This is a genomic window from Methylobacterium sp. Leaf465, from assembly GCF_001424705.1.
In the GTDB taxonomy this organism is placed as follows: Bacteria; Pseudomonadota; Alphaproteobacteria; order Rhizobiales; family Beijerinckiaceae; genus Methylobacterium.
In genome coordinates, this window is record NZ_LMRA01000045.1 from 151,166 (window position 1) to 175,073 (window position 23,908).

26 protein-coding genes and 1 other RNA gene are annotated in these 23,908 nt (G+C 68.1%); 13 read left to right on the forward strand and 14 right to left on the reverse strand.

The features are described 5' to 3' along the window. Positions 1-166: 166 nt before the first annotated feature. Positions 167-961: a phosphoribosylaminoimidazolesuccinocarboxamide synthase gene (gene purC, locus ASG51_RS19190; protein ID WP_055955211.1), complete on the forward strand. Its 795-nt coding sequence runs from the start codon at positions 167-169 to the stop codon at positions 959-961. A 285-nt stretch (positions 962-1,246) separates the two neighbouring features. Here purC and ASG51_RS19195 read toward each other — a convergent pair whose 3' ends face one another. The 4 genes from ASG51_RS19195 to ASG51_RS19210 all read right to left on the reverse strand — a co-directional run bounded on the left by ASG51_RS19195 (position 1,247) and on the right by ASG51_RS19210 (position 6,249). After that, positions 1,247-2,815, reverse strand: coding sequence for a glycosyltransferase (locus ASG51_RS19195; protein WP_082514126.1), 1,569 nt, complete (start codon positions 2,813-2,815; stop codon positions 1,247-1,249). 135 nt (positions 2,816-2,950) lie between these two features. Continuing rightward, positions 2,951-4,840: a glycosyltransferase family 2 protein gene (locus ASG51_RS19200; protein WP_244480197.1), complete on the reverse strand. Its 1,890-nt coding sequence runs from the start codon at positions 4,838-4,840 to the stop codon at positions 2,951-2,953. Positions 4,841-4,997: 157 nt separating this feature from the next. Continuing rightward, positions 4,998-5,663, reverse strand: a complete 666-nt coding sequence (locus ASG51_RS19205; RefSeq protein WP_056382581.1) for a hypothetical protein — start codon at positions 5,661-5,663, stop codon at positions 4,998-5,000. Between the two features lie 55 nt (positions 5,664-5,718). Further along, a complete protein-coding gene (locus tag ASG51_RS19210) occupies positions 5,719-6,249 on the reverse strand; it encodes an invasion associated locus B family protein (protein WP_108039224.1) in 531 nt (176 codons plus the stop codon). 192 nt (positions 6,250-6,441) lie between these two features. Between ASG51_RS19210 and ASG51_RS19215 the strand changes: the two genes are divergently transcribed. After that, positions 6,442-6,834 carry a hypothetical protein gene (locus tag ASG51_RS19215; RefSeq protein WP_056382508.1) on the forward strand — a complete coding sequence of 131 codons (393 nt, stop codon included), beginning with the start codon at positions 6,442-6,444 and terminating at the stop codon, positions 6,832-6,834. A gap of 7 nt (positions 6,835-6,841) precedes the next feature. Here the strand turns inward: ASG51_RS19215 and ASG51_RS19220 are convergent, their stop codons facing one another. Together ASG51_RS19220 and phaZ are read right to left on the reverse strand one after the other, a co-directional pair. Beyond that, positions 6,842-7,576, reverse strand: coding sequence for a SprT family zinc-dependent metalloprotease (locus ASG51_RS19220; protein ID WP_056216930.1), 735 nt, complete (start codon positions 7,574-7,576; stop codon positions 6,842-6,844). Positions 7,577-7,632: 56 nt separating this feature from the next. Further along, entirely contained in the window at positions 7,633-8,934 is a 1,302-nt protein-coding gene (phaZ, locus tag ASG51_RS19225; protein WP_056382511.1) for a polyhydroxyalkanoate depolymerase, read from the reverse strand. Positions 8,935-9,123: 189 nt separating this feature from the next. Between phaZ and ASG51_RS19230 the strand changes: the two genes are divergently transcribed. The 5 genes from ASG51_RS19230 to purQ all read left to right on the forward strand — a co-directional run bounded on the left by ASG51_RS19230 (position 9,124) and on the right by purQ (position 12,559). Next, entirely contained in the window at positions 9,124-10,509 is a 1,386-nt protein-coding gene (locus ASG51_RS19230) for an ActS/PrrB/RegB family redox-sensitive histidine kinase (RefSeq protein WP_056269847.1), read from the forward strand. 54 nt (positions 10,510-10,563) lie between these two features. Then, positions 10,564-11,166 carry an ActR/PrrA/RegA family redox response regulator transcription factor gene (locus tag ASG51_RS19235; protein ID WP_056216919.1) on the forward strand — a complete coding sequence of 201 codons (603 nt, stop codon included), beginning with the start codon at positions 10,564-10,566 and terminating at the stop codon, positions 11,164-11,166. Between the two features lie 118 nt (positions 11,167-11,284). Next, a complete protein-coding gene (locus ASG51_RS19240) occupies positions 11,285-11,521 on the forward strand; it encodes a hypothetical protein (RefSeq protein WP_056216916.1) in 237 nt (78 codons plus the stop codon). A 115-nt stretch (positions 11,522-11,636) separates the two neighbouring features. Beyond that, positions 11,637-11,876 (forward strand): phosphoribosylformylglycinamidine synthase subunit PurS, encoded by a 240-nt coding sequence (gene purS / locus ASG51_RS19245; RefSeq protein WP_056269849.1) that lies wholly within the window; start codon positions 11,637-11,639, stop codon positions 11,874-11,876. Further along, entirely contained in the window at positions 11,876-12,559 is a 684-nt protein-coding gene (gene purQ, locus ASG51_RS19250; protein ID WP_056269853.1) for a phosphoribosylformylglycinamidine synthase subunit PurQ, read from the forward strand. The genes purS and purQ overlap by 1 nt, the downstream gene beginning before the upstream one ends. A gap of 135 nt (positions 12,560-12,694) precedes the next feature. Here the strand turns inward: purQ and ASG51_RS19255 are convergent, their stop codons facing one another. The 8 genes from ASG51_RS19255 to gap form a co-directional block, all read right to left on the reverse strand. Further along, a complete protein-coding gene (locus ASG51_RS19255; RefSeq protein WP_056216903.1) occupies positions 12,695-13,240 on the reverse strand; it encodes an adenine phosphoribosyltransferase in 546 nt (181 codons plus the stop codon). A 53-nt stretch (positions 13,241-13,293) separates the two neighbouring features. Next, on the reverse strand, positions 13,294-14,088 hold the full coding sequence (locus tag ASG51_RS19260; protein WP_055955245.1) for an inositol monophosphatase family protein: 795 nt from the start codon (positions 14,086-14,088) through the stop codon (positions 13,294-13,296). A gap of 119 nt (positions 14,089-14,207) precedes the next feature. After that, complete coding sequence (locus tag ASG51_RS19265) at positions 14,208-15,233, reverse strand: tetratricopeptide repeat protein (protein WP_244480198.1); 1,026 nt, start codon at positions 15,231-15,233, stop codon at positions 14,208-14,210. Beyond that, positions 15,230-15,892, reverse strand: coding sequence for a thiamine phosphate synthase (locus ASG51_RS19270; protein ID WP_056382513.1), 663 nt, complete (start codon positions 15,890-15,892; stop codon positions 15,230-15,232). The genes ASG51_RS19265 and ASG51_RS19270 overlap by 4 nt, the downstream gene beginning before the upstream one ends. Before the next feature lie 19 nt (positions 15,893-15,911). Beyond that, complete coding sequence (gene fba / locus ASG51_RS19275) at positions 15,912-16,985, reverse strand: class II fructose-bisphosphate aldolase (protein WP_056382514.1); 1,074 nt, start codon at positions 16,983-16,985, stop codon at positions 15,912-15,914. Between the two features lie 193 nt (positions 16,986-17,178). Beyond that, entirely contained in the window at positions 17,179-18,381 is a 1,203-nt protein-coding gene (locus ASG51_RS19280; protein WP_056382516.1) for a phosphoglycerate kinase, read from the reverse strand. Positions 18,382-18,416: 35 nt separating this feature from the next. After that, positions 18,417-18,884 (reverse strand): hypothetical protein, encoded by a 468-nt coding sequence (locus ASG51_RS19285; RefSeq protein ID WP_056382517.1) that lies wholly within the window; start codon positions 18,882-18,884, stop codon positions 18,417-18,419. 70 nt (positions 18,885-18,954) lie between these two features. Next, on the reverse strand, positions 18,955-19,962 hold the full coding sequence (gene gap / locus ASG51_RS19290; protein WP_056382520.1) for a type I glyceraldehyde-3-phosphate dehydrogenase: 1,008 nt from the start codon (positions 19,960-19,962) through the stop codon (positions 18,955-18,957). Between the two features lie 425 nt (positions 19,963-20,387). On the opposite strand from gap, the gene ASG51_RS19295 reads away from it, so the two are divergent. The 6 genes from ASG51_RS19295 to ASG51_RS19315 all read left to right on the forward strand — a co-directional run bounded on the left by ASG51_RS19295 (position 20,388) and on the right by ASG51_RS19315 (position 23,907). Continuing rightward, positions 20,388-20,669: a DUF4164 domain-containing protein gene (locus ASG51_RS19295; protein ID WP_082501108.1), complete on the forward strand. Its 282-nt coding sequence runs from the start codon at positions 20,388-20,390 to the stop codon at positions 20,667-20,669. 36 nt (positions 20,670-20,705) lie between these two features. Next, complete coding sequence (gene zapA, locus ASG51_RS19300; RefSeq protein WP_056382521.1) at positions 20,706-21,065, forward strand: cell division protein ZapA; 360 nt, start codon at positions 20,706-20,708, stop codon at positions 21,063-21,065. A 122-nt stretch (positions 21,066-21,187) separates the two neighbouring features. Further along, a non-coding RNA gene (gene ssrS, locus ASG51_RS23665) (6S RNA) lies at positions 21,188-21,345 on the forward strand. Then, on the forward strand, positions 21,335-21,943 hold the full coding sequence (locus ASG51_RS19305; RefSeq protein ID WP_056382523.1) for a 5-formyltetrahydrofolate cyclo-ligase: 609 nt from the start codon (positions 21,335-21,337) through the stop codon (positions 21,941-21,943). Before ssrS ends, ASG51_RS19305 begins: the two co-directional genes overlap by 11 nt. Before the next feature lie 9 nt (positions 21,944-21,952). Then, positions 21,953-22,774, forward strand: a complete 822-nt coding sequence (locus ASG51_RS19310) for a TIGR00282 family metallophosphoesterase (RefSeq protein WP_056269881.1) — start codon at positions 21,953-21,955, stop codon at positions 22,772-22,774. 137 nt (positions 22,775-22,911) lie between these two features. Continuing rightward, the gene (locus tag ASG51_RS19315) at positions 22,912-23,907 is read left to right on the forward strand and encodes a MotA/TolQ/ExbB proton channel family protein (protein WP_056350511.1); all 996 of its coding nucleotides are present in this window, start codon (positions 22,912-22,914) and stop codon (positions 23,905-23,907) included. Position 23,908: the final 1 nt, after the last annotated feature.

Below are 23,908 nucleotides of genomic sequence, written 5' to 3' on the forward strand. Positions count from 1 at the left end.
GGCATGGGTCCCATCCGGCCAGCGCGTTGTGCTGCCAGCCGCCTTCGGGTAGTTTGCGCCACGGTCGCGGAGGCTTTCGACGTACGACGTGTCTCTCGGCCCGGCCCCACTCACAGGCCGCCACGCCGCGGATTCCGCATCGTTCGCTCGCAAGGAGTCACGGCCCATGGACTTCCTCAAACCACGGTACACGCCTATGAACCGCCGCCGTCGCATCTACGAGGGCAAGGCGAAGGTCCTCTACGAGGGTCCGGAGCCGGGAACGCTCATCCAGCACTTCAAGGATGATGCCACCGCCTTCAACGCGCAGAAGCATGATGTCATCGACGGTAAGGGCGTACTGAACAACCGGATCTCCGAGTTCGTCTTCCAGCACCTCAACGACATCGGCGTGCCCACGCACTTCATCCGCCGCCTGAACATGCGCGAGCAGCTGATCCGCGAAGTCGAGATCATCCCGCTCGAAGTGGTGGTGCGCAACGTCGCCGCCGGCTCGCTCGCCACCCGCCTCGGCCTCGAGGAAGGCACGCAGCTGCCGCGCTCGATCATCGAGTTCTACTACAAGAACGACGCGCTCAACGACCCGATGGTGTCGGAAGAGCACATCACGGCCTTCGGCTGGGCGACCCCCCAGGAGATCGACGACATCATGGCGCTGGCCATCCGGGTCAACGACTTCCTGTCCGGCCTCTTCCTCGGCGTCGGCATCCGCCTCGTCGACTTCAAGATCGAGACCGGCCGCCTCTGGGAAGGCGACATGATGCGCATCGTCGTCGCCGACGAGATCTCCCCGGATTCCTGCCGCCTGTGGGACATCAAGTCGTCGGACAAGCTCGACAAGGACCGCTTCCGCAAGGACCTCGGCGGCCTGATCGAGGCCTATACCGAAGTGGCCAAGCGCCTCGGCATCATGTCCGAGAACGAGAAGGTCCAGACGGGCGGCCCCCGCCTCGTCCAGTAAGACGCGCCGACCGGTCCCGCGGGTTTCGATCGCGCGGGCCGGCTGGGTTTTTCGAACGGCGACTCCTGAACCAGCGGTCGTTGGCGGACGGCACCGCGCCGTCATTCCGGGTCGCCGCAGGCAAGCCCGGCCCCGGAGGGGCGCGCCAGCGGCGTGCAATCCAGAACCGCCGACGCGGCGTCATATCCGGCACTTCCTGCGTGTCCGGATCCTGGGCTCCGCTGCGCGGCCCCAGGATGACGGGGTGCTGCGTGAGGGTTTCCGGACTTGAAGCCGGCACGACGCTCACCGCAGATCCACCGTGCCCGCCTCCGGCCAGTCCGGGCGCAACCGCGCGTAGGTGCCGAGATCGGGATCGAATCCCGGGTGATAATGGGGGTCCTGCGCCAGCAGCGGCCCCCATCGTTCGTGAAAGGCCGCGACTTCGCGCCCGTGGCGCGCCCGGGCCTCCGGCGTCCAGCGCCGGCTCGCGGCCTCGTCGTGGCGCAGCACCGCCCCCGGGACGAACAGGGTGCGATAGCCCGCCGCCCCGAGGCGCAGGCACAGGTCGACGTCGTTGAAGTCGACCGCGAAGGCGCCCGCATCGAAGCCCCCGACCGCCGCGAACTTGCGCGCCTCCACCACGAGGCAGGCGGCCGTGACCGCCGCCACCGCGCGGGTCGCCCGCAGCCCGCCGAGGTAGCCCGGCGCGTCGCCGGGAAAGAACCGGTGCGCGTGGGTGACCAGCCCGCCCGGCCCGAGCAGCACCCCGCCGTGCTGGATGCGACCCTGCCCATCAAGGAGCTTGGCGCCCACCGCTCCCACATCCGGCCGCAGGGCCTCCCGCACCAGCCGCTCCAGCCAGTCCGGATGCAGGGCGGCGACGTCGTTGTTGACGAAGGCCAGGACCGTCCCCCGCGCCTGCGCGGCGGCCCGGTTGTTCATGCCGGCGAAATCGAAGGGGCCGGGACAGGGCACGATTCGGGCGAGGCCGGCCGCGTCCAGCTCCCGGAAATACGCCAGGGTCTCGGGCGCGCGACTGTCGTTGTCGCAGATCAGGATCTCCCGCTCCGGCCAGTCGGTGCAGGCGACGAGGCTGGCGATGCAGGTCCGCAGGAGATCGACCCGGTCCCGGGTCGGCACGATGAGGCTGACGCGCGGAGGCACCTCCGGCAGGGGGTGCGCCAGGGTGAGCACGCCGTCCGCCTCCACCCGGATCGCGACGGCGTGGTCGCCGCGGCGGTCCAGGGCCCGGCGCAGGGTGGCGGCGCGCGTCGCCGGGTCCTGCGCCCCGTCCGCCGCCGCCTCGCCGCGCGAGAGGAGGCGCGGCAGGTGCCCGATCGCGCCGCGCCCGAACCGCTCCGCCACCCGCTCGGTGAGGTCGAGGGCATCCGTGAGCGGCCCCTCCGTCTCGGTGATGGCGGCGAGGGCCGAGGCCCGGACCGCCAGCACGGGGCCGAGATACGGCACCGCCCGGGCGTAGTCGGGGTCGAAGGCGGGACGCAGCAGCGGCATCGCCGGCCCGGTCTCGGGCCCCAGCAGCGCATCGCCGTAGGCGAGCTGGTGCGCCGGGGACCGCGCGAACGCCGCGGCGAGAAGGGCGGTGGCGCCCGGCAGCAGGGCATGACCCGGCGCCGCGAGGACGAGGAGGTCGGCGCCGGAGGGCGGTTCGCTCCCCAGATCCGCGACGGACAGGACCGCGACGGTCTCGCGCGGACGCGCCGCGCCCGCGGTCGTGGTCGTGGTTGCCCGCAGCAGCCGGCCTTGCGCCGCGGGGCTGCAGAGGAGCCCCGCATGGTCGAGGCCGAACAGGGCGGCCGCGGCCTGGCCGGCGCGGACGCGCTTGCCCGCCAGCCGCGCCCGCAGGATCGCCATCCCCTCCCCCCGGTGGCGGAGCAGGTGCCCAGCGGCCAGCGCCCAGCGCCGCCAGACCGGGCTCCGGGCCACGCCTGCGAAGGCGAGCGCCGGGTCGAGCCTCCTATTCACGGTCCTGCCTCGTCAAGATCTTCCCTATTCTAGATCTTCTCCGAACGTCGTCAGCGACAGGTCCGGATGGTAATAGGGATCGTGCCGGATGGTGTCGCGCCAGCGCGCCACGAAGCGGTCGGCCTCCGCCTCGAAGCGCGCCCGCGCCGCTCCGACCGCCGGTCCGCGGCTGGTCGATTCGAGGTGGGCCATCACGGCCCGCGGCGTCCAGAGCGTCCGGTAGCCGGCCGCCGCGAGACGCAGGCAGAAATCGACGTCGTTGAAGTCGACGGCGAAATTGTCCGCGTCGAGGCCGCCGACCGCGTCGAACTTGGCCCGCCCGACCGCGAGGCAGGCCGCGGTGACGGCCGAGACCTCGTGGGCGACCCGCATCCGGCCGAGCATGCCGGGGGTGTCGGCGGGCCGCCGGCGCAGGATGTGCCCGGCCCGGCCCCCGAGCCCCACCACCACGCCGGCATGCTGCAGGGTCCCGTCCGCATAGAGGAGCTTCGCCCCCACCGCGCCGATCTCCGGCCGGCAAGCTTGGCGCACCAGGGCGCTGAGCCAGTCCTCGCGCAGCACCGCGACGTCGTTGTTGAGGAGGACCACCACGTCGCCCCGCGACGCGGCCACGCCGGCATTGATCATCGCGGAGAAATTGAACGGCCCCGGACAGGACAGGAGGCGGACCCGCGGATCCCGCCGCAACGTCTCGTAATGGGCGAGCACCGCCGGATCGGTGGAGCCGTTGTCGACGATGACGAGCTCGATCGCCGGGTAGTCCGTCCCGTTGAGCACCCCGTCGGCGGCCACCCGGATCAGGTCCAGGCGATCCCGGGACGGGATGACGACGCTGGCGAGCGGCGGCGGCTCCGGCAACGCCCAGAGCAGGTCGAACCCCGTCGGATGTGCCTCGACCCGCGCCGGACGGCGGGTCTCGGCAAGGTGCGTCTGGAGAATCGCCGCATGACGCTCGGCTGAATCCGGCGGCGGAGGCGCCACGCGCGCGAGAACGCGCGGGACATGCGCGACCTCGTCGCGACCCGCGTGGTATACCGCGGCGAGCCCGAGGCGAACCGCGAACGCGTCCGGCGCGCCGAGCGGGATGGCCTTAAGGCGTTCGAGCAGGCCCCCGGCATAGAGGGTCGGGGTGCCGGGATAGGCCGTGGTCAGCGCCAGGTCCGGGCTCCAGTCCGGCTTGAGCGCCGGCGTCGGGTCCGGGCCCTCGCCCTGGGCATCCGCATAGACCATCTGCGGACGGTCCGGCTCCGCCAGGGCGCGGACCAGGATCGCCAGGGCGTCCGGATCGAGGGTGTCGCCCGGGGCAAGCAGCGCCAAAGCGCTGTCACCATTCAGCAAATCACCGAGGCAGGCCGAGGCCGGCCAGACGCGTTGCGCGATCCGCGCATCGTCCGTGGGGATGGCGCCCCCCGCCTCCGACCAGCCCACGACGAGGCGCCAGACCGCGTAACGCTGGGCCTTCAGGCTCGCAATCGTGGCGGCGACCCGCTCCGCGTCCGCCGGCCCGGCCGGCATCACCAGCCGAACCGCCGGCCCGGCCGGCACCGGAGCCGCATCGGCGCGGGTCCGCTGGCGCGCCCAATCCGCGAAATCCGCGACCGGCGTTACCCCGCAGCTCCCCCGGAGGATGTCGCGGGTGCGGCGCTCGTTGCGCCTAAGCCTCTGATAAAAAGCGGAAATCGCCCGGAGCGGACGTACGCGCAGGCATTCGGCGAACACGCTCGCCTCCGAACGCAGGCCGACCCGTTCCAGCACGAAGCCGCTGCGTTCGTCGATGGCGAGGTTGATCGCCGCGGCATCCGCCGGCAGGAAGCCGAGCCAGCAGGCCGCCCCCTGCCCCGCCCCGGGCAGGACGAAAAGTTCGCGCCGTCCGTCGTCGCGGGTCAGGCGCAGGAGCGGCCGCAGCGGACGCACGACCGGATTTGCTCGATATATCAACACGATCCAGCGACCGCGCCCATTCTCGGCGAGGCGAAGCCGGTGACCGAAGAGGGGATCATCCGTGGTGTCGAGCGAGAAGGCGACGGAGCGTCCGGATGCGGTCAGGACATCACCTGCGCAGGCTCACCGCTCACTCGGCCGCATCCGTGGCGGGCGCCGCCACGCGATCCTCCGACGTGGCGGAGACCGCGGGCTTCTTCTTTTTCCGCGGCGCCGTCTTCTGCGGCGCAGCCCCGAGACGAACCTCGATGTCGTAGTCGCGGGCCATCGCCGCCGGGACGACGAGATTGTCTTCGACGAAGGAGAACAGTCCCTGCGCCGCCCCCGCGGGCACCGTGACCGGCACCCTGTGGACGCGGGACAGCACGACCTTGTCGCCGGCCTTGATGCTGATCGAGACCGGAGCTTCGAAGCGACCCGGCTTACCGACGGGCCCGAGCAGAACCTGCCCCTCGACGCCGACCTTCACCGACACGGATCCGTCCTGAAGCTTGGCGCATTCCCGGGCCAGGCGACCGATCGTGACCTGGTGCCGGAGGCTGGTGCCGTCTCCGGCCCGGCCCGCATAGCTCTGGATCGCTGCGCCGCCTTCCGGCACCGCCACCGTCGGGCAATAGGGCGGATCGGTGTCGTCCGGCTGAGACGGCGGCACCGTGGTCCCGCCGAATTTCAGCATGTTCATGAAGACGTTGCCCTCCTCCGCGGAGGTGGGGCCGACGCCGACGCCACTCGCCGCGAGGGTCGCTGCCAGGAGGAGCCCCAAACGCTGCCGGCCCTTCGCCCTGCTGAGATTCATGCCGAGATCCCGCATTCTTCGCACCAACCGTCTCACCCGCACGCCGCGAAGCCCGTCACTTGAGGCTATCGAAGCCCTGGGCGAATCCCTTCATCGACAGAGGAATGCCGACGCCCTCCTCCGGCGTCTGGAACACGATGAAGGTGGCCTGCGCCCCCCCGCTGAACTGCTTGATCAAGCCGTCATCCATCACGACCTCGGCGACACAGCCCGTCGTCAGACACCGCACGAAGCCGGCGCGGCCCACATCGGTCTTGTCGATCTTCAGGCCGAGGCCGGACGGCAGCAGGACACCGAGCGGCGCGACCACCCGCAGGAGATAGCCACGGTTGTCGGCCGTCTTCAGGACGATGACGACCAGCGTGAGGTTCGGCCGGTCCTCGGCGGCCAGGTATTGCACCAGGGCGCATTGCTCGGCCTTGGCGCCCGCCGGGGTCTCGCACCGCAGTTGCCAATCGCCGAACGTGTTGCGAACCATCCCCTGGGCGGCTGCGCCCTCGGGCCCGAAGCCGGCGAGCAGGATCCCTGCACCGAGCAGGCCCACCGCGACGCCCCGGGCGACCAGGCCGCGTGCAAGCTGCACCATTCCTCGAAACCCCACGCGTCGACCCTTTCGCATGGCCCGCCGCCCCGCGAACCGTTAACGGAAAACACGGGTGTTCCGACCATGCTGGGCCATCGAATGTCAAGCGAAGGCCGGCCTGCGGGAACCGACTATCGCGCCGCGCGTACAGCCTCTAGTGCTGACAGCCACGCTTGCCCGACAACGGACAGATCCATGCGACTGCGCGCCCCCCTCCTCCTCGCCACCCTCGCCCTCGCCGGTCCGGCCCTCGCCGGTCCGGCCCTCGCGGAGCCGCTCCCCGTGGGCGAGACGACCTATGTCGAGCGCTCCCTCAACCGGGATGGTCCCCTCGTGATCGAGCATCGCCCGGTGGCACGCACGCCCGGCGGCCGGCGCGGCGGAAGCTCGGCCGAGATCGCGGGCTTCTGCCGCGACGGCGGCATCATCCGCCGTCGGGACGAGTTCGGCCAGCCGGTGATCCTGCGCCAGCGGGAAGTCTGCGACAGCGTCGCGCCGCGCACCCTGAACCCGGGCGATGTCGATCCCCGCCCGACCTGGCCGGCCGAGCAAGTCGTACGCGGCCGAGCACTCCGCGTCCGCGGTTGAGCCGACCTCAACCGTAGCGGTGCAGGGTGGCGCCGTTGCGCTTCAGCCAGCGCTCGGCTTCGTCCACATGCGGGCAGAGCGACCCCACCAGGGTCCAGAATCGTGCCGAGTGGTTCATCTCGCGGAGATGCCCCATCTCGTGCGCCACCAGATAATCGAGCACCATCGGTGGCGCGAAGATCAGCCGCCAGGAGAAGTTCAGCTCGCCACGCACCGTGCAGGAGCCCCAGCGGCTTCGCGTGTCGCGTAAGGTGATGCGCGTCGGCCCCTGCCCCAGCTTCTCGGTGTAGCGCGCCACCGCCTCGGTCAGATCACGCCGGGCTTCCCGCTGCAGGAAATCGGTGACTCTTCGCGCGATGTGCGGCGCGTCGCAGGCAACCGAGAGGACGGGCTCCTCGGCAAGCGTCTCGAGCCGGGTGAGCCCGCTTCGACGGTCGCGATGCAGGACCCTGTGCGGCACGCCTCGGATCGGCAGAACAGCGTCCGCCGCGAACAGCACCCGCTCGGGCATGCGCGCCAGCCGAGCCGCGATCCATCCCCCGTGGCTGATGGCAAAGGTTCGGGCGACACCGACCGAGGTGCGCGTCGGAAGCGTCATGACCACTTCGCCGGTAGCACTCGAGACGCGCAGGGTCAGACGACGTGCTGTCGGCCGGCGACGCAGCAGGACGCGGAGGGTCTCGCCCTCGTGCAGGATGTCGAGGTGATCCGGGTCCGCCCCGCGCAGCAACGCCAATCGCATCTCGCCAGCTTAGCCGCTGTCGCGCCCCTTCGCCATCGACCCGAGCGCCCCCATCCTCAGGCAGGCGCCCCCGATAGGTCGGGTTTCGGCCGATGGCTGATTGCCACTCCTCCCCCCTCGGAATCCCCCATCTGGCGAATGAAGGCGGCGATACGGGGCGCGATGATGGTGCGGTAGCGCGACCCGTTGAACACCCCGTAATGTCCGACAGCTTGCTGAAGATGATAGGCTTTTCGCTGCGGAGGAAGGTTCGGCGTGAGGTCCAGGGCAGCTTGGGTCTGGCCGACGCCGGAGATGTCGTCGTTCTCGCCCTCAATGGCGAGAATGGCACAGCTACGGATTGCGCCGAGGTCGACGCGGGCGCCACGATGGATCATCGATCCCCTCGGAAGGGCGTGATCGACGAAGACCGTCTTCACCGTCTGCAGGTAGAACTCGGCCGTCAGATCCATCACGGCGAGATACTCGTCGTAGAACTCGCGGTGCTTCTCAGCCGAATCGCCATCCCCCGTCACGAGATGGTCGAACATCTCGGCGTGGGCGTTGACGTGACGGTCGAAATTCATCGCCATGAATCCGGAGAGCTCGAAGAAGCCCGGATAGACGCTGCGCCAGACGCCGGGATAGCCGGCGGGCACGGTGGTGATGCAGTTGCGCTCGAACCAGGCCGTCCCGCGCTCCTGAGCCACACAGTTCACGGCGGTCGGTGAACGCCGCGTGTCGATGGGACCACCCATCAGCGTGATCGAGCGCGGCACCGGTGCGTAGCCCTGCGCCTCCATCACGGCGACCGCCGCCAGGACCGGCACGGCCGGCTGACACACGGCCATGACGTGAAGCTCCGGTCCGAGGTCGCGAAACATGTCGATGAGGTAGTCGATGTAGGAATCCAGATCGAACCGCCCGGCTCCGATCGGCACCATGCGCGCATCGGCCCAATCGGTGACGAAGACCTGATGGTCGGGTAGCATGGCCTCCACGGTGCCGCGCAGGAGCGTGGCGTAGTGGCCCGACATCGGCGCGACGATCAGAAGCTTCGGCTGTGGCGCCGTGGGGCCGCCTAAGAAGCTTCGATCGAAGGTGATAACCCGGCAGAAGGGACGCTCCCACACCACTCGCTCGCTGACCGGAACGCTCGTTCCGTCGACGGTGACGCTGGTGAAGCCGAAGGACGGCTTGCCGTAGCGCCGCGTGACCCGCTCGAACATCTCGCAGGCGGCCGCCAACGAGCGGGCATAGGGCGAGTAGGCGAGCAGATTGGCGGGGTTCTGCAGGCCGTGCTTGGCGACGTCGACGACAAGTCGCGCCGGCGTCGTCATCAGTCGGGCGGCCTCGTACCAGAGGTAGGACAAGTTCACGGACCATTCCCCATTTCACGGGCGTCGCTTCCCCGAGCTGCCTGAGAAATGCGCCGTCGGCTCGGCGCTCCACATCGACCTCTGCGGATTCGCTCCCCTCGGTTTAGCGCAAAAGCGATGTCGACAAGAGCGGATGTCCGAACCCGGAGGGATAGACGCGAGACAGCCAGGCCCTATCGTTCCACTGACATGATCGACATGAGCACCAACGGCTTCGTCCGCGACGCACGGCATCTGCGTCTCGACACCTTCGTGCGCCTGCGATGGCTCGCGATCACCGGGCAAAGTGCGGCGGTGGTCGGGGCGCAATTCGGATTGGGCCTTCCGTTGCCTTTCGGCTGGTGCTTCCTCGTCATCGCCACATCGTCCTGGCTGAACCTCGCGCTGCGCATCCGCTTTCCCGCGAGCTACCGCTTGAGCGACGATTCCGCGGCCCTGCTGCTCGCCTTCGACATCATCCAGCTCGCCGCCCTGCTGTTTCTGACCGGCGGACTGCAGAACCCGTTCTCGCTGCTGTTCCTCGCGCCTGTGCTGATCTCGGCAACCGCCCTGCCGCCCGAACGGACCCTGGCGCTCGGTCTCTTGGCAATCGGCCTCGCGACCCTGCTCGCCCTCGTGCACCGCCCCCTGCCCTGGTTTGCCGACGGGCGGTTGGAACTGCCTTTCCTGTACATCTCGGGCATTTGGACCGCGATCCTGCTCGGAACCGCCTTCACGGGCGTCTATGCCTGGAAGGTCGCGGAGGAGACGCGCCAACTGGCGCAGGCCTTGGCCGCCACGGAACTGGTGCTGGCCCGCGAACAGCACCTGTCACAGCTCGACGGGCTCGCGGCCGCAGCCGCTCACGAACTCGGTACGCCGCTCGGCACCATCATGGTGGTCACCAAGGAGTTGACCCGTCAATTGGCGACGACCGCCAGCCCTTCGGTGCGGGAGGACCTTGCGCTCCTGCGCGACCAGGTCGATCGCTGCCGTGGTATCCTCTCGAAGCTGACGTCGCTCGACAGCGACGAGGCCGGCTTCCTGCAGACGGTCAGTCTCAGCCACCTCGTGGAGGAGCTCGTCGAGCCGCAGCGTGCCATGGGCATCATCCTCGACGTCTCCAACCAGGGAGAGGGTCCGGAGCCGGTTTGCCGGCGCAATCCGGGCGTGATGTTCGGCTTGGCCAACATCGTGGATAACGCAGTCGACTTTGCCACCGAGCGGGTCATCATCGAGGCGCGCTGGACCCTCGAGCGGGTTTGGCTGGAGATCCGGGACGACGGACCCGGTTTCTCGAGTGAGGTCCTGCTCCGGGCCGGCGAGCCCTACGTGACGACTCGGAGCCCGGATCGCTCCCGCAGCCCGGACAGCACCGGCGCCGGTCTAGGCCTCGGACTTTTCATCGCCAAGACCCTGATCGAACGTTCCGGCGCGCAGCTGACGTTGTCGAACGTCTCGCAACACGAGGCGACGGGCGCCGTGGTTCGTGTCAGCTGGGCGCGTCACATCTTTGAGCGAGGCGCCTCGACGGTCGATCATGCGCAATTGAGTAGTGGGCAACCCCTGACGGAAACGGGTGCGACACCTATATGAGGACCACAGCAGAACCCTATCGAAGATGGTTCGTGAACTACGGAGGAGCGTCGGATGCTGACGCAGACTGGAACCACGGCGCCGAGTGCTGAGATCGCTCAGCTCGCCGACAATGACCCCCTGGCCGCTTTCCAGGATCGCACTCTGCTGATCGTCGATGACGATAAGCCGTTCTCGACCCGGCTGGCCCGTGCCATGGAGATGCGCGGCTACGAGGTGCAAGTTGCCGAAAGCGTCGCCGAAGGCGTCTCGATGGTCGACGTCCGTCCGCCGGCCTTCGCGGTCATCGACATGCGACTCGGCGACGGCAATGGGCTCGACGTGATCGCCCGCCTGAAGGAGCGCCGCCCGGACGCACGGGGGGTTATTCTCACCGGCTACGGCAATATCGCGACGGCGGTCACGGCCGTGAAACTCGGTGCGTTCGACTATCTAGCCAAACCAGCCGACGCCGACGAGATCCATGGGACGCTGATGGCGCAGCCGGGCGAGCGGGCTGACCCGCCGGAGAACCCGATGTCAGCGGACCGGGTGCGCTGGGAGCACATCCAGCGTGTCTACGAACTGTGCGGACGAAACGTTTCCGAGACGGCGCGTCGCCTGAACATGCACCGCCGGACGCTTCAGCGTATCCTGGCCAAGCGCGCCCCACGCTGAAGGTCGGGGTCGAAACGAGGGCGACGTTGCGCGACCCGTCCGGTTCGCGCTACGTCGCCCTCGATCATGTTTGCGCCGGGTCTCCCGCGCGTGAAGCCGGTAACGGGGCGACGCTTTAGTGAACACGCGCAATCTCATCACCATCCTGAGCATGATGGTTCTCGTCGGCACAGAGGTGTTCGCCGTCGCCATCGCGGCGGGCTGGGCTCTAGCCGGCCTCTTCGACCTCGGCGACACGGTGGGGCATGTGCTGATGGCGCTGTTCAGCCTCTTCGCAGCTTGGGTGATGCTGCAACTCTGGCGGCGCGCGACGAGCATCGAGCCTCTGCGGGGACCAGATCCCACCACCCGCTGATCGGAACACACAGCTTCGACGTCTATGCGCGGCCGCTCTTGGGCCGTTTCGCGTTGCTTGCCTGGCATTTCCCGATTATCGGCAGGTTGCCCCTACACCAGACGAGTTCGAAACCATGAAAGCACGCATCATCGTCACCCTGAAGACCGGCGTGCTGGACCCGCAGGGCAAGGCGATTGAGGCGGCCCTGACGTCGTTCGGCCTGTCCGGTATCGACAGCGTCCGCCAGGGGAAGGTTTTCGACGTCGAGATCGTGGGGGAGGACCGCGCGGCTGCAGAGGCGACGCTGAAGAGCGCCTGCGAGAAGCTGCTTGCGAACACGGTCGTCGAGAACTACGCCATCGAGATCGCCTGATGCGCGCTGCCATCATCGTTTTTCCAGGCTCCAACCGCGATGCGGACGTGGCCCGAGCCTTGACCCAATCGGGTGCGGAGGTCGTGAAGGTTTGGCACGCGGATACCGCGCTACCGGCCGGCACCGATCTGGCCGTGCTGCCGGGGGGATTTTCGTACGGCGATTACCTCCGCTGCGGCGCCATCGCCGGCCGCGCAGCCGCGATGGATGCCGTCCGTGCGCACGCCGCGCGGGGCGGCTTGGTGCTCGGCATCTGCAACGGCTTCCAGATCCTGTGCGAGTCCGGCCTTCTGCCGGGCGTCCTGATGCGGAACGTGGACCGGCGCTTTATCTGCCATCGCCAGCTGCTCCGGGTGGAGCGTGCCGACACCCGTTTCACCTCGGCCTATGCCGAGAATCAGGTCATCGACGTCTGCGTGGCCCACGGCGAGGGCAATTACTTCGCAGACCCAGATACCATTGCGCGTCTCGAAGGTGATGGCCGGGTGGCGTTCCGCTACTCGGACGCGGCTGGCAACCTCACCGTGGACGCCAATCGCAACGGCTCGCTGAATTCCATCGCGGGCATCTACTCCGAGAAACTCAACGTGCTCGGCCTGATGCCGCACCCGGAGAATTTCGTAGAGGATCTCGTCGGCGGGACCGACGGGCGCGGCCTGTTCACGAGCTTGGCAGCGGCGTAGCCTCCGCTTGCCTTTTTCTTCTCCGGAGAGAGGCTGCCCGCCGACGGCTGACGCTGGGTCGAGGTGGGTGAGGGGTCAGGATAGGTCCCGTACCCTCACCCACCTGCCCCGCGCGTGTCCCCGAAGGGGCGAAGGTCAGTGGCCGTCGAATTCCATCAAGGTCCGGACCGGTACATCGAGGTCGCGCAGCTTCTGCGCGCCGCCGATTTCCGGCAGATCGATGACGAAGCAAGCTGCCACCACTTCGGCGCCGATCCGACGCAGCAGGTTCACCGCGGCACAGGCCGTCCCCCCGGTGGCGATCAGGTCATCCACCAGAAGCACCCGGTCGCCCGGCTTGATGGCATCAACGTGGATTTCCATTTCGTCCGTGCCGTACTCTAGGGCGTAGGCGATCGATACCGTCGTGTGCGGAAGCTTGCCCTTCTTGCGGATTGGAACGAAGCCGGACGAGAGCTGGTGTGCCACCGCGCCGCCTAGAATGAATCCACGCGCCTCAATGCCTGCCACCTGATCGATGCGTCCCCCCGCGTACGGATGTACCAGCGCGTCGACCGCCCGGCGGAACGCGCGCGGGTCGCTGAGAAGCGTGGTGATGTCGCGAAACACGATGCCGGGCTTCGGGTAATCCGGGATGGACCGGATCGAGTCCTTCAACGCGATGTGGCGGCGGGTTTCCATGGGGGAGCCCTTGTCGAGGAGAGTGGAGGCGAGGAAGCGCGCGAGGGCGCCCCTCAGGCGTTGGCGCGGCGCAGGAGCTTCACGAGCTCACCGTGCAGAATCTCATTGCCGCAGGCGACCGAGCGGGCTGCCAGGGGCTCGGCACCCCCATCGGCGCTGGTGACGAAGCCGCCGGCCTCGCGCACAAGAATGATCCCCGCGGCGATATCCCAGGTTTGCAGATCGCGCTCCCAGTACAGGTCCGAGCGGCCGCAGGCGACGTAGGCGAGATCCAGGGCGGCGGAGCCAAAGCGGCGGGCGCCCCCGGTCACGGCCATCACGGCGGCGACTTCCCGCAGGAGCTTCGGATGATCGCCGCGGCCGAGATAGGGTGATCCGTAGGCGACCAGGGCATCGGCCATGTCGGTGCGCCCGGAGACGCGCAGGCGACGGTTGTTGAGATAGGCACCCTTGCCGCGCTCGGCCACGAACAGTTCATCCTTGGCCGGATCGTAGATCACGCCGGCGACGATCTGTCCCTCACGCTCCAGCCCGACGGAAATCGCGAAGTGCGGGATGCCATGAAGAAAGTTCGTAGTTCCGTCGAGGGGGTCGACGTGCCAGGTGTGGCTCTTGTCTGCGCCCTCGACGTTGCCGGATTCTTCCAAGATGAGCCCATAGCCCGGACGTGCCTTCATCAGGGCATCCTTCAAGACTTCCTCGGCCTTGCGGTCGGCCGCTGAGACGAAGTTTCCGGGGCCTTTGCGAGAGACCTGTAAATTTTCGATCTCGCCATAGTCGCGCTTGAGACCGCGGGCCGCCTTGCGCACGGCGTCGACCATGACGGTCATGAGAGGTGAGCTGATCATCGATCTTCAGGTCCAGGCCGATTCAAAGAACGTCGATTCACGTAACATTCGGCGCGGCCATAGCACGTTTGCGCGCCGGCTCACCCCTATCGAAAGCGGGTCTGCCCCACGGGACGCAGCTAATTGACCTTCGCGCGATCCGCGGCCAGCGCTTCGGCGCGCTGTCGCTCGGCTGGCTCCAGGCCCTTCAGGTTCTCATCGAGCCAGCCGTCGGACAAACCCTGTGCGGATGCCGCGAGATTCCAGGCTGCCGCCTCGACCAGATTCTTCTGAACGCCGCGCCCGACCACGAACAGCCGCGCGATCCGGTTCTGCGCGATGGCATTGCCGCGGGCAGCGGCATGCTGGAAGTAGCGCGCCGCACGGGTCTCGTCCTTCGGGAGGCCCGTCCCGTTGAATAGAAGGATGGCGAATTCGACCTCGCCGGCCAGATCACCGTTATCCGCCGCACGCCGAAACCATTCGGCGGCCTGGGTTGGATCCTTCTGCACACCGCGCCCCTGCAGGTAGAGGACGCCGAGATCGTGCTGGGCCGCGCCGATCTCCCCGTCCGCCGCCCTGCGGAACAGGGTGGCGGCCCGGGCCTGATCCGGCTCGGAGCCCGTCCCGAGGAGAATCAAGGCGAGATTGTAGGCTGCCGTCGTGTCACCGTTCCCGGCGGCCTTCTCGAGCCATTGTCGGCCGGCCTTCATGTCCTTGGCGCCGCCCCGCCCGTCGATCGACATCAGGCCCAGCGACGCCATTGCGTGCACGTCGCCCTGGGCCGCCGCGAGTCGGTACCACTCCGCCGCCTTGACCGGATCCTGCTTAATGCCGAGGCCCTGATTGTAAAGCTCACCCAGCAGCGTCATCGCCGCCGCATCCTTCGGGTCAGCCGCGATCCGCTTCGTCGCCTCACGAAACGCGGTGGTGTATTGCCCGCGCTGGTAGGCGCCAAAGGCTGTATCGGCTGCCTTGTCGCTGGGCTTCGCCGTGAAGGGGACCGCCCGCATGGCATTGGGCGAATAGGGAGTCGGCAATTCCTTTAGCGGGGCGGAAAAGACCTCGCGTGTCGCAGGCTTGGCCGCTTCCGACGACAGAGACGACGCGGCCCGGACCTCGGACAGGCCGAGCATCAGAGCCAACAGGCTGAACGCCACCCTCACGCGGCCGTCTCCCCGGCGGCGGCAACCCGTGCTTGGATTCCGGCTACGTCGGCGTGCTCGCCGATCCAGAGGCCACTCTCCAGGCCGAGGAACTCCACGCCGGTCGCCAGAAGTGGATTGATCTGGTCGACAGCGTCTGCAACGGCGATGCAGGGCGTCTCGAAGATCTCGGTCCACCAACCGGCCCGTTCCAGGACCGTCTCGGAGTCGGGAGACATCCCATCCGGGTAGAGGCCACCGAACATGACGTAGTCGACGCCGGCCTCGCCGGCCTCCATCGCGGCGTGCTTCTGCTCGTGACCGCCGGCCCCCAGGATTCGTCCGTCGGCCAAGCGCTCGCGCAGGTCGCGCAGGTCGCCATCCCGAGCCTTGTCGAGGTGAACACCATCGGCACCGCCGCGGGCGGAGACGCTGACGAGGTCGCCGTCGAAATGCGCGCAGGCGACGACCACGGCCGCGCCGGCCTCGTGCGCGGCCGGGGCCAGGCGCTTGACCAGATTGACCAGGCTGCGCTCGTCGACCGGGGCCAGTCTTAGGATGACGGCCGCGACGTCGCCGGCCGCACAGGCGGCCGTGATCGCCGCGCCGAGCGCGTCGGCATCACCGGCCTCGACCCGGTGGGGGCTGAGCAGGGCGAGGCGGGTGCGGGGTTCCGACATACAGGGTCCTTCCGGCGCCTCAGCTCAATGCGCCGATCTTCGGATCGAGGGAGCCGTTGGCATAACGCTTGGCCATGGTGGCCACGGAAACCGGGCGAATCTTGGAACCCTGGCCGGCGGTACCGAACTCCTCGAAGCGCTGCCTGCACAGTTTGGTCATCGCCTCCATGGCAGGCTTCAAGTACTTACGCGGATCGAACTCTGCCTTGTTCTCGGCCAGAATCTTCCGAATCTGGCCCGTCATCGCCATCCGGTTGTCCGTGTCGATGTTGATCTTGCGAACGCCATGCTTGATGCCGCGCTGGATCTCCTCGACCGGCACGCCCCAGGTCGGCTTCATCTCGCCGCCATACTGGTTGATGATGTCCTGAAGGTCCTGCGGCACAGATGAGGATCCATGCATCACGAGGTGGGTCGTGGGCAGGCGGCGGTAGATCTCCTCGATGACGTTCATCGCCAGGACGTCGCCGTCGGGCTTGCGGGTAAACTTGTAGGCGCCGTGCGAGGTGCCCATGGCGACCGCGAGCGCGTCGACTTTGGTGGCCTCCACGAACTTCACGGCCTCGTCGGGATCGGTGAGGAGTTGGTCGTGGCTGAGCACGCCCTCGGCGCCGTGGCCGTCCTCGGCCTCGCCCTGGCCGCTTTCCAGGGAGCCGAGCACGCCGAGCTCGCCCTCGACCGAGACGCCGGCCCAGTGGGCCATCTTGGTGACGTTGCGGGTGATCTCGACATTGTAGTTGTAGTCGGCCGGGGTCTTGCCGTCGGCCTTCAGCGACCCGTCCATCATCACCGAGGTGAAGCCGTACTGGATCGCCGTGGCGCAGGTGGCCTCGTCGCTGCCGTGGTCGAGGTGCATGCAGACGGGAATATGGGGATAAATCTCCACGAGGCCGTCGATAAGCTTGGCCAGCACGATGTCGTTGGCATAGGCGCGCGCGCCCTTGCTCGCCTGCAGGATTACCGGGGAGTCGGTCGCATCCGCCGCCGCCATGATGGCGAGGCCCTGCTCCATGTTGTTGAGATTAAACGCCGGCACGCCGTATTCATGCTCGGCGGCATGGTCCAGGAGTTGCCTCAGGGTGATGCGGGCCATGGGTTTCTCCTCAGATACGATCGCCGCCGAGGCGATCCGCCAATCGTCGCGCCAGAAAACGCGAGCCTTCCAAATTCGTTCGTCATTTCGGACCTTTGCGGATCCGTTGCAACTCTCGCAGGACAGCATTCCGGTGACGCCGCGTTGCGTGACGGAGACTGTCATCCCGCAAAAGACCGCGTCGCGGATGCGATCAGCCCTTGGCCCGCAGGGCCTCGACACCGGGCAGTTCCTTGCCCTCGAGCCACTCGAGGAAGGCGCCGCCCGCGGTAGAAACGTAGGAGAAGGTCTCGCCCACGCCCGCATGGTTGAGCGCCGCGACCGTGTCGCCGCCGCCGGCCACCGAGACGAGTTTGCCGGCCTGGGTCCGCTCGGCCGCGTGCCGGGCGGTCGCTACGGTGGCGGCATCGAACGGGGTCAGCTCGAAGGCCCCCAGCGGGCCGTTCCAGACCAGGGTGGCAGCCTCGTCGATGGCCGCGTTGATCTCAGCCACTGAGGCGGGACCGGCATCGAGGATCATGCCGGTCTCCGGCACGGCGTCGACTGGGACCGTCTCGTGCGCAGCGTTGGCCTTGAACTCGGAGGCCGAGACCGCGTCGACCGGCAGGATGATCCGGCACTTGGCCGCCTTGGCCGCCTCGACGATGCGCAGGGCGGTGTCGGCGAGATCCTTCTCGCAAAGCGACTTGCCGACTGCCTTACCCTGCGCGTGCAAGAAGGTGTTGGCCATACCGCCGCCGATAACGAGCATGTCGACTTTCGCCACGAGGTTCTGGAGAAGGTCGATCTTGGAGGAGACCTTGGCACCGCCGACGAGGGCGATGACCGGGCGGGTCGGGGCTTCGAGCCCCTTGGTCAGAGCGTCGAGCTCCGCCTGCATCAGGCGACCCGCATAGGCCGGCAGCAGGTGGGCCAAGCCCTCAGTGGAGGCGTGTGCGCGATGCGCGGCCGAGAAGGCCTCGTTGACGTAGAGGTCGCCATTGGTAGCGAGCTGCTCGGCGAAGGCCCGGTCGTTCTGTTCCTCTCCGGCATGGAAGCGGGTGTTTTCGAGGAGGGCGACGTCCCCGTCCTGCAGGCGCGCGACTGCGTCCGCCGCCGCCGAGCCCACGCAATCCTCCGCGAAGGCGACGGGACGGCCGAGCTTTCGGCTCAAGGTTTCGACTACGGGCTTCAGCGATTCTGTGGCGACGGGCTTGCCCTTCGGGCGTCCGAAATGGGCCAGCAGCACGACGCGGCCGCCCTTGCCGGCGATCTCGTTGATGGTCGGCACGATCCGCTCGATGCGGGTGGCGTCGGTGACACGCCCACCCTCCATCGGCACGTTCAGGTCCACGCGCAGGAGCACGCGCTTGCCCTGGAGCGGGCCGGCATCGTCGAGGGTGCGAAAAGCGGTCATCGGGGCCTTGACATTAGACGGGCGGGACGGGGCGATCAGCGCGGGGGCAGCATTGCATCCAGGTGGAAGCGCTGAGCCGCGAGGGTCAGCGCGACCGTGAGAACGGCGGTGATGATGGCGGTGAGCACGAGTGCGCCGGAGCCGGGCAGGCCGCGTGTGCGGTCCGCGATGGCACGGACCTCGCTTCGCAGAGCGGAGAGATCACTTTGGCGGGCCGCCTCGTTCATGCGGCCGGCGGCGCCCTCGACCTTCTCCTCCACGCGCGACAGCAACGCCTCGGAGCGGGCGTACTTGTCCTCGATCCGTGAGCACTTGTCCTCGATCCGGGCGAGCTGATCGCTCCCCGGAGTACTGCCGAACGACGGCAGGGGCTCCGCCTTCCCGACCACCACGGAGGGTGCGGTGGTCGGAGCGGCCGGGATTGCCGCCGGCGCGGACGCCGGGGGCGGGAGCGCTGAGGTGCCTGGAATGAAGCCGCGTTCGGAGGGGGAGGTCTCTATCATGTCAAGCACACCATGCTGGTCTCGCTTCGTCCTCGGGAACGTTCGATCCGTCAGGATACGGCGATGCGGCTCAGAGAAGCTTGCCCATGGCCACGGCCGTGTCGGCCATCCGGTTCGAGAAGCCCCATTCGTTGTCGTACCAGGACAGGATGCGCACGAAGGTGCCGTCCATGACCTTGGTCTGATCGAGGTGGAAGGTCGACGAGTGAGGATCGTGATTGAAATCGATCGAGACGTTTGGCTGGTCGGTGTAGGCCAGCACGCCCTTCAGCGGGCCGTCCGCAGCGGCTCGGATCGCAGTGTTGATCTCTTCGACCGTGGTCTGGCGCTTTGCGGTGAACACGAGGTCGACGGCCGAGACGTTCGGGGTCGGCACGCGGATCGAGGTGCCGTCGAGCTTGCCCTTGAGTTCCGGCAGCACGAGGCCGACAGCCTTCGCGGCGCCGGTCGAGGTCGGGATCATCGAGAGCGCCGCGGCACGGGCCCGATAGAGGTCCTTGTGCATCTGATCCAGCGACGGCTGGTCGTTCGTATACGAGTGGATCGTCGTCATGAAGCCGCGCTCGATCCCGACGAGATCATTGAGCACCTTGGCCACCGGGACGAGACAGTTGGTGGTGCAGGACGCATTCGAGATGACGAGATGGTCGGCGGTCAGCTTGTCGTGGTTGACGCCGTAGACCACGGTCAGGTCGGCGCCGTCGGCGGGCGCCGAGACGATAACGCGCTTGGCTCCGGCATCGAGGTGCGCCTTTGCCTTGTCCTTCGAGGTGAAGATGCCCGTGCACTCGAGGGCGATATCGACGCCGAGCTCACGGTGTGGCAGCTCGGCCGGGTTACGCACGGCCGTGACCTTGATGCGTTTGCCGTCGACGACGATGAAGTCGCCGTCGACCTCGACCTTGGCGGTGAACCGGCCGTGAATCGAATCGAAGCGAAGCAGGTGGGCATTGGTCTCGACGGGGCCGAGATCGTTGATCGCCACCACCTCGATGTCCTGGCGGCCGGCCTCATGGATGGCGCGCAGAACGTTGCGGCCGATGCGTCCGAACCCGTTGATGGCAACCTTCACCGACACGGCGTGAGTCCTTCCCATAATCGGGCGCCGGCCACGCAGCACCCTCCAGCCATTTGATCGTCGCGGCTCGCCCGAACGGCAGGCCTCGATCCGTCGCCCGCTCTGTGCGAGTCCCGATTGAACGACAGATGAACTGCCGCGCAGGCTCGGGCGCGCGATCGCAGCCGAAGACCGAGGTAGCGCGCGGCAAGACGAACCCAGGGTGGCTGACAGGTCCCTGCCCTCTCGCCTGAGTGCGTCGCGTGCTGCCGTATAGCCGGTCTGCGAGCGGCCGGTCTCTAACATGGTGACAAATCGAGGCAAAGGTTACATGGCGCGGCGCAGGGGGTGGATAACCGTTTCCCGGTGGATACCGTACAGGTGTCCGGGCATGGCGCGAACGACTTCGTCCGATAGCAGCAGGTAGAAGAGAAGGGCATTCCTCCGTGAGCCAGACCATCGATCTGGCGCTGCAGCGTCTTGAAGCCGTGCTCTCACGGCTGGAGGGCGCGGTCGCGCAACGTTTCGAGGCCGAGCGTGACCCCAGCGACCTGGAAACCGAGCTCGCGATCATGGGCGAGGACCGGGCGAGGCTCGCCGCCGAACTCGATGCGGCCAGCGCGCGCCTCGCGGAGGTCGAGGCGACTTCGGCCGATGTCGACCATCGCCTCGGACGAGCGATCGACGCCGTCGAGGGCATGCTGACACCGGCCCGCGCCCTCCGCTAAGTTTGAAATCGCAACGCTCCAGTGACCCGACGCCCGATGCCCCAGATCAACGTCACCATCGACAGCAAGAATTACCGGATGGCGTGTGCCGACGGCGAGGAGGCGCACCTGACCGCCCTCGCGGAAGGGCTCGATGGACGGATCAGCGAAATGCGCCGGACCTTCGGCGAGATCGGCGACATGCGACTGCACGTGATGGCAGCCTTGATGCAGGCAGATGAATTGCACGAGGTACAGGGACGTCTCGCCGCGCTGGAGCAGGAAGCCGCCGCTCTCAGGGAGACAGTGGAATCGGCCGAAGCGGTCCGGGCGGCCGAGGAAGAGCGGCTTGCCGAGGAGCTCGTCCGCTGTGCCGAGCGGGTCGAGCGCCTAGCGCACGTCATTTCGGCCGGCTAACGATCTCGAGCGCCGGAATGTTGGGCGGCGGCTCGTCTCAGCGCCGATCTCGCCCATGAATTCTGCGAGTCGAACCAGCGCCCCCCCTGGCGCGGGCCGCAGGCCGACGCTACATGGGCAAGGCGGGGCTGCCGGGTCCGTCAGGAGAACTTTTCCCCGGGGCCTTATCGACTCCCCAGGGAGCTGTCCCTGGCCTTGTCCCTGGACTTGGCCAACACGGCGCCCACCTACATTGTAGGTTTCCCGGGATCGACACTCCAACGGCTCACGTGGCTCCGCACTCAGATCTTTCTCCCTCCGAAACATCCGTTCCCGCCCGCAAGGCGGCCCTGCGCAACGAGGCTCTGGCCCGCCGCGACGCTCTCCGAAAGGAGGATCGCCGCACCAGTTCGCTGCGGATTGCCGAGACGGTCATGACCATCGAAGCGCTCGCTGAGGTCGAGATCGTCGGGGCCTTCTGGCCCATCCGCAGTGAGGTCGATCCACGCCCCCTCGCCCGCCTTCTGTTCGCGCGTGGCCAGCGCATCGCCCTGCCGAAGGTCACGCCCAACGGATTGGTGTTCCGGGAATGGCGCGAGGGTGAGGCTCTGGTCGCCGGTCGCTTCGGGCTCAGCGAGCCGCACGACGATCTGCCGCCCCTCGATCCCACCGCGCTCCTCGTGCCGCTGGCGGCCTATGACCGGCATGGTCATCGCATCGGCTATGGACGCGGCTACTACGACCAAGCCATCGAGCGCCTTTCGCGGAACGGTCCCGTGCTCACCATCGGGATCGCCTTCTCGGTTCAGGCCGTGGACACGGTTCCTTCCGAGCCGCACGACCAGCCCCTCGATCATCTCGTCACCGAAGCGGGGCCGGTCCCGCTGATACGGACCTGACGTCCCGCGATGCGCATCCTCTTCCTCGGCGACGTGGTGGGTCGCCCCGGCCGGACCGTCATCTCGGACCGCCTGCCGGCCCTTCGTGAGCGCTGGCGCCTCGACTGCGTGGTCATCAACGGCGAGAACGCCGCCGGCGGATTCGGCCTGACGGAAGCGATCTGCGACGAGCTCCTCCAGGCGGGGGCCGACGCGGTGACGCTCGGCAACCATTCCTTCGACCAGCGCGAGGCCCTCGTCTTCATCCAGCGGCAGACCCGTCTGGTCCGTCCGGCCAACTATCCGCCGGGCACGCCGGGCCGCGGGGCCACCGTGGTCGAAACCCGCAAGGGCGCCCGCGTGCTCATCCTGAACGTCATGGGCCGGCTCTACATGGATGCCTTGGACGATCCCTTCGCCTCGGCCGAGCGGGAGCTCTCCGTCTGTCCCTTGGGCGCCGTGGCGGATGCCGTCATCGTCGACGTGCATGCCGAGGCCACGAGCGAGAAACAGGCCTTCGGTCATTTCCTCGACGGCCGGGCCAGCCTGGTCGTGGGCACCCACACCCACACCCCGACCTCGGATCACAGGATCCTGCCCGGCGGCACCGCCTATCTCTCGGATGCCGGCATGTGCGGCGACTACGATTCGATCCTCGGCATGCAGAAGGACGAGCCTCTGCGCCGGTTCCTGCAGAAGACGCCCGGTACCCGCCTGGAGGCGGCCCAGGGCGAAGGGACGCTTTGCGGCATCGCGGTGGAGACCGACGATGCGACGGGCCTCGCCAAGAGCGTGGCCGCGGTGCGCCTCGGACCCCATCTGGAGGAGACCTGGCCCCGGGCGTGGGATTAGCCGGCGCAACGGAGCGCTCATCCACGGAACCAGACCACGCGCGACTTGATCGGCGCCGAACCACCCTGCAATGTGCCGGCGCGTTCGCCCCGCTCACCGCGGGCCGACAGTTCCGCGTTGAGAGTGTGCCCGAGCCGATGGCGACCCCCCCCGCACCCGCGACGATCGCCAAGCCGGGCATCTACCTCGTCCGGATGCTGGTCTTCCTGATCCTGGTCGGCTTCCTCGCCTTCGTCCTGTTCCGCCAGATCACGCCGGCCTTCCTCGCCAATCCCGGCCTCAACGGGCTCATCCTCGGGGTCCTGCTCATCGCCGTCCTGCTGGCCTTCGGTCAGGTGGTGCGGCTCTATCGGGAGGTGAGCTACGTGAACGCCGTGGCGGCGGGGGAGAGCCCAAGCCGGCCGCCGCCCCTGATGGCGCCCCTGGCCCCCGCCATCGCCGCCCGGCCCGACGGGATCACCCTGTCGACCAGCCGCGCCTTCCTCGACACGGCGGCTGCGCGCCTCGACGAGGGCCGGGAAATCCTGCGCTACGTCTCGGGCCTCCTGATCTTGCTCGGCCTTCTCGGAACGTTCTGGGGCCTGATCGACACGCTGAGCGCGGTCGGGTCGGTGATCAAGACCATGCGGGGCGGCGGCGAGGCCGCGGCGATGTTCGACGAGTTGAAGAACGGCCTCGCGGTTCCGCTCTCCGGCATCGGCCTCGCCTTCTCGGCCTCCCTGTTCGGCCTCGCGAGCTCGCTGATCATCGGCTTCCTCGACCTGCAGGCCGGGCAGGCGCATGCGCGCTTCCACAACGAATTGGAGGACTGGCTCCTCTCCGGCGAAATACCGCAGGGTCGTGTCGAGGTCGCGGCCCCGACGAAGGCGCAACCCGCGCCACTCCCGGTACAGGATCCCGCCAGCGCCCGCGAACTGAAGGAGGCGGTGGACCGCCTGACCGCCGTGGTGGCGGAGGGCGCCAACGGGCGCGTCGCCACCCAGGCCATGACGAATCTCGCGGAAGGCATCCAGGGGCTCGTGCAGCACATGCGGGCCGAGCAGCAGATGATCCGCGACTGGGTCGAGGCCCAGGCGACCCGCGAGCGCGAGCTGAAGCAGGTGCTGGAGCGCCTGGGCCGCGAGCGGAGCTGAC

Excerpts from the sequence above, each read along its gene's own strand:
- purC (WP_055955211.1), top strand. The coding sequence starts at position 167 with ATGGACTTCCTCAAACCACGGTACACGCCTATGAACCGCCGCCGTCGC.
- ASG51_RS19195 (WP_082514126.1), bottom strand. The coding sequence starts at position 2,815 with ATGGCGATCCTGCGGGCGCGGCTGGCGGGCAAGCGCGTCCGCGCCGGC.
- ASG51_RS19205 (WP_056382581.1), bottom strand. The coding sequence starts at position 5,663 with ATGAATCTCAGCAGGGCGAAGGGCCGGCAGCGTTTGGGGCTCCTCCTG.
- ASG51_RS19210 (WP_108039224.1), bottom strand. The coding sequence starts at position 6,249 with ATGGTGCAGCTTGCACGCGGCCTGGTCGCCCGGGGCGTCGCGGTGGGC.
- ASG51_RS19215 (WP_056382508.1), top strand. The coding sequence starts at position 6,442 with ATGCGACTGCGCGCCCCCCTCCTCCTCGCCACCCTCGCCCTCGCCGGT.
- ASG51_RS19220 (WP_056216930.1), bottom strand. The coding sequence starts at position 7,576 with ATGCGATTGGCGTTGCTGCGCGGGGCGGACCCGGATCACCTCGACATC.
- ASG51_RS19230 (WP_056269847.1), top strand. The coding sequence starts at position 9,124 with ATGATCGACATGAGCACCAACGGCTTCGTCCGCGACGCACGGCATCTG.
- ASG51_RS19235 (WP_056216919.1), top strand. The coding sequence starts at position 10,564 with ATGCTGACGCAGACTGGAACCACGGCGCCGAGTGCTGAGATCGCTCAG.
- purS (WP_056269849.1), top strand. The coding sequence starts at position 11,637 with ATGAAAGCACGCATCATCGTCACCCTGAAGACCGGCGTGCTGGACCCG.
- purQ (WP_056269853.1), top strand. The coding sequence starts at position 11,876 with ATGCGCGCTGCCATCATCGTTTTTCCAGGCTCCAACCGCGATGCGGAC.
- ASG51_RS19255 (WP_056216903.1), bottom strand. The coding sequence starts at position 13,240 with ATGGAAACCCGCCGCCACATCGCGTTGAAGGACTCGATCCGGTCCATC.
- ASG51_RS19260 (WP_055955245.1), bottom strand. The coding sequence starts at position 14,088 with ATGATCAGCTCACCTCTCATGACCGTCATGGTCGACGCCGTGCGCAAG.
- ASG51_RS19270 (WP_056382513.1), bottom strand. The coding sequence starts at position 15,892 with ATGTCGGAACCCCGCACCCGCCTCGCCCTGCTCAGCCCCCACCGGGTC.
- fba (WP_056382514.1), bottom strand. The coding sequence starts at position 16,985 with ATGGCCCGCATCACCCTGAGGCAACTCCTGGACCATGCCGCCGAGCAT.
- ASG51_RS19280 (WP_056382516.1), bottom strand. The coding sequence starts at position 18,381 with ATGACCGCTTTTCGCACCCTCGACGATGCCGGCCCGCTCCAGGGCAAG.
- ASG51_RS19285 (WP_056382517.1), bottom strand. The coding sequence starts at position 18,884 with ATGATAGAGACCTCCCCCTCCGAACGCGGCTTCATTCCAGGCACCTCA.
- zapA (WP_056382521.1), top strand. The coding sequence starts at position 20,706 with ATGCCCCAGATCAACGTCACCATCGACAGCAAGAATTACCGGATGGCG.
- ASG51_RS19310 (WP_056269881.1), top strand. The coding sequence starts at position 21,953 with ATGCGCATCCTCTTCCTCGGCGACGTGGTGGGTCGCCCCGGCCGGACC.
- ASG51_RS19315 (WP_056350511.1), top strand. The coding sequence starts at position 22,912 with ATGGCGACCCCCCCCGCACCCGCGACGATCGCCAAGCCGGGCATCTAC.